This window comes from Aquabacterium sp. (genome assembly GCF_035476535.1).
Taxonomy (GTDB): Bacteria; Pseudomonadota; Gammaproteobacteria; order Burkholderiales; family Burkholderiaceae_C; genus Pseudaquabacterium.
Genome location: NZ_DATILJ010000236.1, coordinates 1 through 9,204, shown reverse-complemented (window position 1 = coordinate 9,204; position 9,204 = coordinate 1). Strand labels below are relative to the sequence as shown.

General features: G+C 69.9%; 11 protein-coding genes. 9 read left to right on the top strand and 2 right to left on the bottom strand.

Annotated elements, in window-relative coordinates; genetic code table 11:
• A partial coding sequence (locus VLK61_RS23500; protein WP_325424521.1) for a cation:proton antiporter occupies positions 1-927 on the bottom strand: 927 nt, incomplete at its 3' end.
• A 98-nt stretch (positions 928-1,025) separates the two neighbouring features.
• Between VLK61_RS23500 and VLK61_RS23495 the strand changes: the two genes are divergently transcribed.
• From VLK61_RS23495 to VLK61_RS23480, 4 genes are read left to right on the top strand one after another with little or no spacing between them, the layout of a single operon-like run.
• Positions 1,026-2,015, top strand: coding sequence for a KpsF/GutQ family sugar-phosphate isomerase (locus tag VLK61_RS23495; RefSeq protein WP_325424519.1), 990 nt, complete (start codon positions 1,026-1,028; stop codon positions 2,013-2,015).
• Complete coding sequence (locus VLK61_RS23490; protein ID WP_325424517.1) at positions 2,015-2,584, top strand: KdsC family phosphatase; 570 nt, start codon at positions 2,015-2,017, stop codon at positions 2,582-2,584. The genes VLK61_RS23495 and VLK61_RS23490 overlap by 1 nt, the downstream gene beginning before the upstream one ends.
• Positions 2,585-2,594: 10 nt before the next feature.
• Complete coding sequence (gene lptC, locus VLK61_RS23485; protein WP_325424515.1) at positions 2,595-3,371, top strand: LPS export ABC transporter periplasmic protein LptC; 777 nt, start codon at positions 2,595-2,597, stop codon at positions 3,369-3,371.
• Positions 3,368-4,147, top strand: coding sequence for an SDR family oxidoreductase (locus VLK61_RS23480; protein WP_325424513.1), 780 nt, complete (start codon positions 3,368-3,370; stop codon positions 4,145-4,147). Before lptC ends, VLK61_RS23480 begins: the two co-directional genes overlap by 4 nt.
• 52 nt (positions 4,148-4,199) lie before the next feature.
• On the opposite strand, the gene VLK61_RS23475 is transcribed toward VLK61_RS23480, so the two are convergent.
• Positions 4,200-4,733, bottom strand: coding sequence for an RNA recognition motif domain-containing protein (locus VLK61_RS23475; RefSeq protein WP_325424511.1), 534 nt, complete (start codon positions 4,731-4,733; stop codon positions 4,200-4,202).
• 209 nt (positions 4,734-4,942) lie between these two features.
• On the opposite strand from VLK61_RS23475, the gene VLK61_RS23470 reads away from it, so the two are divergent.
• The 5 genes from VLK61_RS23470 to VLK61_RS23450 form a co-directional block, all read left to right on the top strand.
• On the top strand, positions 4,943-5,869 hold the full coding sequence (locus VLK61_RS23470) for a hypothetical protein (RefSeq protein WP_325424509.1): 927 nt from the start codon (positions 4,943-4,945) through the stop codon (positions 5,867-5,869).
• Between the two features lie 20 nt (positions 5,870-5,889).
• Positions 5,890-6,519, top strand: coding sequence for a MarC family protein (locus VLK61_RS23465; RefSeq protein WP_325424507.1), 630 nt, complete (start codon positions 5,890-5,892; stop codon positions 6,517-6,519).
• 99 nt (positions 6,520-6,618) lie between these two features.
• On the top strand, positions 6,619-7,329 hold the full coding sequence (gene creB, locus VLK61_RS23460) for a two-component system response regulator CreB (protein WP_325424505.1): 711 nt from the start codon (positions 6,619-6,621) through the stop codon (positions 7,327-7,329).
• Positions 7,330-7,350: 21 nt separating this feature from the next.
• Positions 7,351-8,787: a two-component system sensor histidine kinase CreC gene (gene creC, locus VLK61_RS23455; RefSeq protein ID WP_325424503.1), complete on the top strand. Its 1,437-nt coding sequence runs from the start codon at positions 7,351-7,353 to the stop codon at positions 8,785-8,787.
• 105 nt (positions 8,788-8,892) lie between these two features.
• Positions 8,893-9,204: inner membrane CreD family protein (locus tag VLK61_RS23450; RefSeq protein WP_325424501.1), on the top strand; the 312-nt coding region annotated here is incomplete at its 3' end.

The window sequence follows — 9,204 nt, the reverse complement described above, 5'->3', positions numbered from 1 at the left end:
CGGGAAGCTGGTCAGCAGCAGCACCAGCAACCATTGGTCGATCACCGGCCGCCAGTCCAGCTTCATGCCGATGGTGATGAAGAACAGCCCCAGCAGCACGTCGTGGAAGGGCCGGATGTCGGTCTCCACCTGGTGCTTGTATTCGGTCTCGGAGATCAGCATGCCGGCGATGAAGGCGCCCAGGGCCAGCGACAGCCCGGCCAGCTCGGTCAGCCAGGCCAGGCCCAGCGTGACCAGCAGAAGGTTGAGCACGAACAGCTCTTCGCTCTTGCGCCGCGCCACGATCGTCAGCCACCAGCGCATCACGCCCTGGCCGCCCACCAGCAGCACGGCAATGAGCGCCGCCGCCTTGAGCGTGGCGACGCCCAGCGCGGTCAGCATCACCTCGGGCTTGCTGCCCAGGGCCGGGATCATCACCAGCAGCGGCACCACGGCCAGATCCTGGAACAGCAGCACGCCCATGACGCGCTTGCCGTGTTCGGATTCGAGCTCGAGCCGTTCGGCCATCAGCTTGACCACAATCGCGGTGCTGCTCATGGCCAGCGCGCCCGACAGCGCCAGCGCGGTTTGCCAGCTCATGCGCCACAGGCCCGGCGCCAGGGCCGCCATGAACAGCGAGCCGCCGGTGGCCAGCACGATGGTCAGCATCACCTGGAACAGGCCCAGGCCGAACACGTGGGCGCGCATGGCGCGCAGCTTGGGCAAGTTGAATTCCAGCCCGATCACGAACATCAGGAACACCACGCCGAACTCGGCCAGGTACTTCACGCCGACGGTGTCGCTGGCCAGCGCCAGCGCGTTCGGGCCGATCAGCACGCCCACCGCCAGATAGCCCAGCATCGGCGGCAGTTTCGACAGGCGGCACACCACCACGCCGAGCACGGCGGCGACCAGGTAGAGAAGGGCAAGTTCGAGGTTGGAGGCCATGCAGTCCCGGTGACGGGGAGGCCGCCGCGCAATTCCCGCGCCTCCTAGAATCACCGATCCTAAGCGACGAGGTCTGGCGCGAAGCCGTCCCACCCCCCATGACCAGCCCGATGCCTTTCGATCCTCAGCGTGCGTTGGCGCTGGCGGCACAGACCTTCGAGATTGAAGCCGACGCGCTGCGTGCGTTGACGGCCCGCCAGGGCGAAGGCTTCACCGGTGCGGTGCAGGCCATGCTGGCCTGTCGCGGCCGCGTGGTGGTGATGGGCATGGGCAAGAGCGGGCATGTTGGGCGCAAGATCGCCGCCACGCTGGCCTCCACCGGCACGCCGGCGTTCTTCGTTCACCCGGCCGAGGCCAGCCATGGCGACCTGGGCATGGTGACCTCGGGCGACGTGGTGCTGGCGATCTCCAACAGTGGCGAATCCGATGAACTCGCCGCGATCCTGCCGACCTTGCGCCGGCTGGGCGTCACCGTCGTGGCGATGACCGGCAAGCCGGCCTCGATGCTGGCGCGCCATGCCGACCTCGTGATCTCCAGCGCGGTCGACCAGGAGGCCTGCCCGCTGAACCTGGCGCCCACCGCCAGCACCACCGCGCAGATGGCGCTGGGCGACGCCCTGGCGGTGGCGCTGCTCGATGCACGCGGTTTTCGCGAAGAAGACTTCGCGCGCTCGCACCCCGGTGGCGCGCTGGGCCGCAAGCTGCTGGTGCACGTGGCCGACCTGATGCGCCACGGCGACGCGCTGCCGCTGGTGCGCGAAGACACCGCCTTCATCCCGATGATGCGCGAGATGTCGGCCAAGGGCCTGGGTGCCGCGGTGGTGGTGGACGGCGCGATGAACGTGCTGGGCATCTTCACCGATGGCGACTTGCGCCGCCAGGTCGAAAAAGGCGCCGACCTGCGCGCGTTGAATGCCGGCGCGGTGATGCATCGCGGCCCCAAGACCATCCGTGACGATGCCCTCGCGGCGGCGGCCGCGGAGTTGATGGAAGCGCACCGCATCACCTCGGTGCTGGTGGTCGATGGCGCGGCCAAATTGGTTGGCGTGTTGACCATCGGCGACCTGATGCGCGCCAAGGTCGTCTGATGCCTGCGTTGAGTTTTCCGCCCGAATTGCTGTTGAAGGCCCAAGGCAGCGGCCTGGGCATGAAGGCCGCGATCTTCGATGTCGACGGCGTGCTGACCGACGGCCGCCTCTTCATCGGCGAGCGCGGCGAGGTGTTCAAGGCCTTCCATGCCCTCGATGGCCATGGCCTGAAGCTGCTGGCGCAAGGTGGCATCACGCCGGTGATCGTGACTGGCCGTGATTCCGCCGCGGTGCGCCGGCGCGTTGCCGACCTCGGCCTCACCCGTGCCTACTTCGGCGTGGCCGACAAGCTGATGGTGGCCGACCAGATCTGCCTCGAACTGGGCATCGACTGGGGCGAACTGGCGGTGATCGGCGACGACTGGCCCGACCTGCCGCTGCTGGTGCGCGCCGGCTTTGCCTGCGCGCCGGCCAATGCCCATGCCGAGGCCAAGGCGGTGGCCCACCATGTCACCACGGCGCGCGGCGGCGAAGGCGCGGCCCGCGAGTTCTGCGATCTGCTGCTGACGGCCGCCGGCCGCTATGCCAACCTGCTGCAAGGGCATTTGACGACGCTGGACGGGCGATAGCGGCGCGCGAATGACGGCCATCACGCCCCCGCCCGAGCTGCATCTGCCGGACCTGCCCGAGGTGCCGGTCAGCCTGCGGCCGCTGGCGGCGCCGGAGCAGCGCCGCGCACCGATGCCGGTGGGCATGCGCGTGCGCAATTGGCTGTCGTCCTACCTGCCGCTGCTGCTGATGGCGCTGCTGGCCAGCTCGACCTGGTGGCTGATCAAGAACACGCCACAGCCGCCAGGCCCGAGCACCGAGGTGCCGGTGCGCCACGAACCGGACTACACGATGCACAACTTCAACATCACGCGCTTCGACACCGCCGGCCAGCTGGCGCTGCGCATCGAAGGCGCGGTGCTGCGCCACTACCCGGACACCGACCGCATCGAGATCGATTCGGCGCGCATCCACGCCGTCGCGCCCGATGGCCGCATCACCGATGCAGTGGCACAGCGTGCCTTGGCCAATGGCGATGCTAGCGAGGTGCAGCTGTTCGGCGGTGCGCAGGTCACCAGCCAAGTGGCCGGCGAGGAAGCGCTGCAGATCGATGGCGAGTTCCTGCATGCCTTCCTGCGCTTCGAGCGCCTGCGCTCGCACCTGCCGGTGCGCGTGCGACGCGGCGGCGACGACACGCGCGCCGCCGGTATGGACTATGACCACCTGGCGCAGCAGCTGGTGCTGCGCGGCCCGGTGCGATCGATCTTCCGGCCGCCGGGCAGCCGTGCCTCTGCGAGCGACATCGCCAGCAGCAGGTCCGCCAGCCCGCCGGACCGCGCGACACCCCGCGCGAAGGAAACCCCATGACCGCTGCGCCGCTCGTGTACATCACCGGTGCCTCCAGCGGCATCGGGCAGGCGCTGGCCCTGCGCTTCTACCAGGCCGGCTGGCGGCTGGCGCTGGTGGCCCGCCGCACCGCCGAGCTGCAGCAATGGGTGCAGGCACAAGGCCTGACGCCTGAGCGCGTGCTGGTGCTAGGCGGCGATGTACGCGACATCGCCGCCGCGATGGCCGCCGGCCGTGAGTGCATCGCACGCCAGGGGCTGCCGGATGCGGTGATCGCCAACGCCGGCATCAGCGTTGGCATGGACACCGCCGATGCGGCCGACCTGGAGGTCATGCGCAGCACCTTCGAGACCAACAACCTCGGCATGGCGGCCACCTTCCAGCCCTTTGTCGCGGCGATGTGCCAGCGCCAGTCGGGTCGGCTGGTCGGCGTGGCCAGCGTGGCCGGCATCCGCGGCCTGCCTGGCCATGGCGCCTACTGCGCCAGCAAGGCAGCGGTGATCAGCTACTGCGAGGCCCTGCGCGGTGAATGCCGGCCGCACCAGGTGAAGGTGGTGACCATCGTGCCGGGCTACATCGACACCCCGCTGACCCGCGGCAATCGCTATGCGATGCCCTTCCTGATGCCGGCCGAGAAATTCGCCGACCGCGCCTTCCGCGCCATCACCGCCGGCGACAGCTACCGCGTGATCCCGTGGCAGATGGGCTTCGTCGCCAAGCTGATGCGGCTGCTGCCGAATGCACTCTACGACCGGCTGCTGGCCGGCCGGCCGCGCAAGCGTCGTCAGGGAGAATGAAAAAAGGCGCCGTGAGGCGCCTTTTGTTTGCAGCGTGGAACTGCCGATGGGATCAGTAGCCTTGGCTGCCACCACCACCGTAGCCGCCACCACCACTGCCGCCGCCACGCGGACCACGACCGGTGCCATAGGGGCTGCGGCCACCACCGCCACCGCCGCCGTATCCACCCCCGCCGCCGCCGGTGCCGCCGCCACCGCCGTAGCCGCCACCACCACCGCTGCGGCCACCACCGCCGCCACCGCCGTAGGGGCTGCGGCCACCGCCGCCGCCACCACCACCGTAGCCGCCACCACCACCACCGCCGTAACCACCACCGCCGCCGCCACCCGGGCGCTCTTCACGCGGGCGGGCTTCGTTGACGACGATGGCACGGCCTTCGAGAGGCTGGCCATTCATCGCGTTCATGGCAGCCTGGGCTTCCGCAGAGGATGACATCTCGACAAAACCGAAGCCTTTTGAGCGGCCGGTTTCACGGTCCATCATGACCTTGGCGGAAGTGACAGCGCCGAATTGCGAGAACGCCGTTTGCAGGGACTCGTCGCGCACAGAGTAGGCAAGGTTGCCCACATAAAGCTTGTTTCCCATGAGGGGAAGCTCCTTCTGACTAGAAAATAAAACCCATGTGGAGCTTCTACCCAGCGTGAACCACTCAAGCTAAAGGCGCCCTCACCACACACACATGGCAGCCACGGGCCGGGGACCCATACCGCCCCGCGGCCATTATGGGCACAAACTTCATGCCCCTGCCATACATGCTGGGGAAGGGCTAACCCGCAAGTATCATGAGTGTTGTCATGCGGGTACAACCCATCGCCCTCTCACCTTTGCAGGCGCTCAACTTGGTGCTCGGCAGCATCGATGCGGTGCGCAACGGGCGTGCCCAGTGGTTGTTGCTGGTCGCTTTTGCCGTTTCGGGCCTGCTGCTCGGCGAAGTGCGACGTGCGCTGATGCATGAGTCGCCGCTGTGGGCGGCGCTGGCCGCCGTTGCCGCCTTCGTCGTCACCTTCTACGGCAGCAATGCCGCCGGCCTGATGCTGATGGATGACGCGCGCGGCCGGCCCGCGCGCGATCCGCGCCAGGCCGTCGCCGATGCGCTGGCCCGCTGCCACCGCCTGCTGCTGGTGGTGCTGTGCGTGCTGCTGCTGTTTGCAGCCATCGTGGCCGCGGTTGCCGGACTGCTGTGGGCGGCGCAGTTTCCGCGCATCGGGCCCTGGCTGCTGGGGCTCACGGTGCCGCTGGCGGTGCCGGCGCTGGGCCTGTCGGCGCTGGTGATGGTGGGTCTGGTCGGACCGCTGGCGGCACCCGCGGTGTGGTGCGGGCTGTCGGTGATCGACGTGCTGCGCCTGCTGCGGCGTGAGATCGGCGGCCGCCTGCCGCAGGTGCTGATGCTGTCGGCCGCGGTGAGCCTGCTCAGTGCGGCGGTCGCCGGGCTGGTGAGCTTCGTCGTGCTGGCCGGTGGCCGCATGCTGGTGACGATGGCGGCGCTGCTGGCGAATTTCGACCTCGGCGCGCCGGGCCTGATGGCCGCGCTGTTCGGCCAGGGCCTGCGCGCGGCCGCGGGCACCGCCGCCGCGGCGCCCGGGCCCTATGCCACGGCGGCCATCACCGGCGGCGGTGTGGTGTTTGCGCTGGGCCTGGTGCTACCCGGCGTGGTGTACCTTCGCGGGCTGTGCGCGGTTTTCCTGGCGGTGCAACCGCCGGACGACGCACCGCCCGGCTGACACCTCCCGACCCACTCCGCATGGACCTCCTGAAACCGCTGATCGCGCTGCTGGCCATCGTCAACCCGATCGGCGCCGTGCCCTTCTTCCTGGCGCTGACCCAGGGCCAGACGCCCGAGCAGCGACGCCGCACGCTGCGCGTCAGCGCGTTCTCGGCCTTCTGCGTCATCGCCATCAGCAGCCTGGCCGGGCTGAAGCTGATCGAGTTCTTCGGCATCTCGATCGCGTCGTTCCAGGTCGGCGGCGGTGTGCTGCTGATGATCTCGGCGATCCACATGCTCAACGCGATGCCGGCCGAAAGCCGCAAGGACGACGTCGATGAAGGCCAGGCCAAGGCCGATGCCGGCGACAGCGTGGCGGTGGTGCCTTTGACGATCCCGCTGCTGACCGGCCCGGCCACGATCTCGACGATGGTGATCTACGCCGAGAAGACGCGTACCGTGCTCGAACATGCGGTGCTGGTCGGCTACGGCGTGGTGATCGGCGTGGCCACCTACCTGGCCTTCATGGCGGCCGGGCGCATCGCCAAGGTGCTGGGCAGCACCGGCATCAACGTGATGACGCGGCTGATGGGCCTGATCCTCGCGGCGATGGCGGTGGAGTTGCTGGCCGACGGGCTGGTCAAGCTGTTTCCGATCCTCGGTAGATGACCCACCCCCGGAGCGCCTTCGGCGCTGCCCCCTCAAGGGGGCGGCGCAGGCGGACCGGCAGAGCCGGATCCGCTGCCCCTGCTTGACTGCTTGTTCACCGTGAACTCACGCATCCTGCTGCTCGAGGACGATCCGGCGATCGCGCGCACGGTGGCGTTTGCGCTGGAGCGCGAGGCGTTTGTCGTCGAGCATGTGCTGCTGATGGGGCATGCGCAGCAGCGGCTCGCCGAGGCCCCGCCGGCACTGGCGATCTTCGATGTCGGCCTGCCCGATGGCAGTGGGCTGGAGCTGTGCCGCAGCCTGCGGGCATCAAGCACCCCGGCGCTGGCGCAGCTGCCGATCCTGCTGCTGACGGCGCGCAATGAAGAGATGGACCGCGTGCTGGGCCTCGAGCTCGGCGCCGATGACTACCTCGCCAAGCCCTTCAGCCCGCGCGAGTTGGTGGCGCGGGTGCGTGCGCTGCTGCGCCGGGCCGCGCCGCGGCCGATGCCGCCGGCGCCTGGCCTGTTCACGCTGGACGAAGCCGGCCAGCGTGTGCACTACGCCGGCCAGGCGCTGGCCTTGACGCGGCTGGAATACGGCCTGCTGCGGGCGCTGCTGGCCGCGCCCGGCCGCATCCTCAGCCGCGAGGCCTTGTTCGCGGCCGTCTGGGGCCCGCACAGCGACGCCATCGACCGCACGGTGGACACGCATGTGAAAACGCTGCGCGCGAAGCTGCGCGAGCTGCAGCCCGGGCTGGAGCCCATCGTCACGCACCGGGGCATGGGCTATGAACTCGTGCTGCCGCCCTCGGCGTCGCAAGTCCGCTGAGGCCCACCGCCGGCCGACCCCATGCACCTCGGCCTGCGCCTGCTGTTCGGCTTCTTCCTCATTGCCGGGTTGGCCAGCTTCTTCGTGCTGCGCGTCTTCCTGGCGGAGGTCAAGCCTGCTGTGCGCGAAGTCACCGAAGACGTGCTGGTCGACGCCGCACACCTGCTGGCCGAGCAGGCCACCGCCGAACTGGCCGCGCTGCCCGCCGGCGGCACGATGCAGCAGGGCGGGTTTGCCGATGCCGTGCGGCGCTACCGCGCGCGGCCGATCGACGCGCAGATCTGGGGCCTGCACAAGCGCAGCCTGGACTTCCGGCTCTACCTCACCGATGCGGCCGGCCGCGTGGTCTTCGAGGACGGGCCCGGCGACACCGTCGGCACCGACTACTCGCGCTGGCGCGACGTCGCGCGCACGCTGCGCGGCGACTACGGCGCGCGCTCCACCCGCGACGTCGCCGACGACGAGCGCAGCACCGTGCTCTACGTTGCCGCACCGGTGCTGCAGCAAGGCCGCACGATCGGCGTGCTGACGGTGGCCAAGCCGGTGCAGACGCTGCAGCAGTTCATCGACCGCGCCGAGCGCAAGATCCTCGTCGCCGGGGCCTGGCTGCTGGGCCTGTCGCTGGCAGTGGGCGTCGGCGTCACGCTGTGGACCGTGGGCTCGGTGCGCCGCCTGCGCCGCTACGCGCAGCAGGCGCGCGCCGGCGATGAACCGCAGCCGGTGCCGGCGCTGCCCGGCGAGCTGGGTGAACTGGCGCGGGCCATGGCGGCGATGCGCGAGCGGCTGGAAGACCGCAGCCATGTCGAACAATCGATGCGTGCGCTGACGCATGAGCTGAAGAGCCCGCTCACCGCCATCGGTGGCGCCGCCGAACTGCTGCACGACGAATTGCCCGCCGCCGACCGCGAAGCCTTCGCGCGGCAGATTGGCGAGCAGGTGCAGCGCCTGCGCCAGCTGGTCGAGCAGCTGCTGGAGCTGTCGAAGCTGGAGAGCCTGCGCCCGCCCGAACCGCTGCCGGCGATCTCGCCGCTGGCGGTGTTCGACGAGCTGCTGCGCGCGTGGACGGCGCCGCTGCGCCAGCGTGACCTGGCCGTGCAGTGGGGCACGCGCGATGCGGCGCTGGTGCCGGGCGACGCCGAACGGCTGCGGCTGGCGCTGTCGAACCTGCTGGCCAATGCGCTGGACTTCGCGCCGGCCGGCTCGGCGCTCGAACTCGCGGTGAAGGCCGAACGCGGCACGCTGCACATCAGCCTGCGCGACCGCGGCCCCGGCGTGCCGGACTTCGCGCTGCCGCAACTGGGCCAGCGCTTCTTCTCGACGCCCCGCCCGGCCGACGGCCGCAAGGGCAGTGGCCTGGGCCTGGCCATCGTGCGCCAGGTGGCGCTGCTGCACCACGGTCAGCTGCTGTTCGCGCCGGCGAACCCGGGCCTGCGCGTCACGCTGGTGCTGCCGCGATAGATGTCGGCCGCCGCCCGCTCACCACTTCACGCCCGCTTCACCGAGCCCACGCCAGCCTCACCATCGGATTGCAGCATCACCCCGTCCAACACCAAGGAGGGGTTCATGCGTTATCCGCTGCTGTCGAAGTTCCTGTCGCTCGGCCTGATCCTGGCGCTGATCAGCCTGGTGCTGATGCGCATCGGCTTCCTCGTCGACGAGCGCCGCGGCCGGCAGCAGGAAGCGGTGCGCAGCGTCGAGCACTCGCATGCCGGCGCGCAGGCGCTGGCCGGGCCTTGGCTGCAGCGCCACTGCAGCGAGGAGTGGGAGGTGATCAGCGGCGAAGGCAAGGAGCGCAAGACCACGGCGGACAAGCGCGAGTTCACGCTGATCGCCACCGCCGACACCCTGGCCGCCGAGGGCGATGCGCGCGCCGAT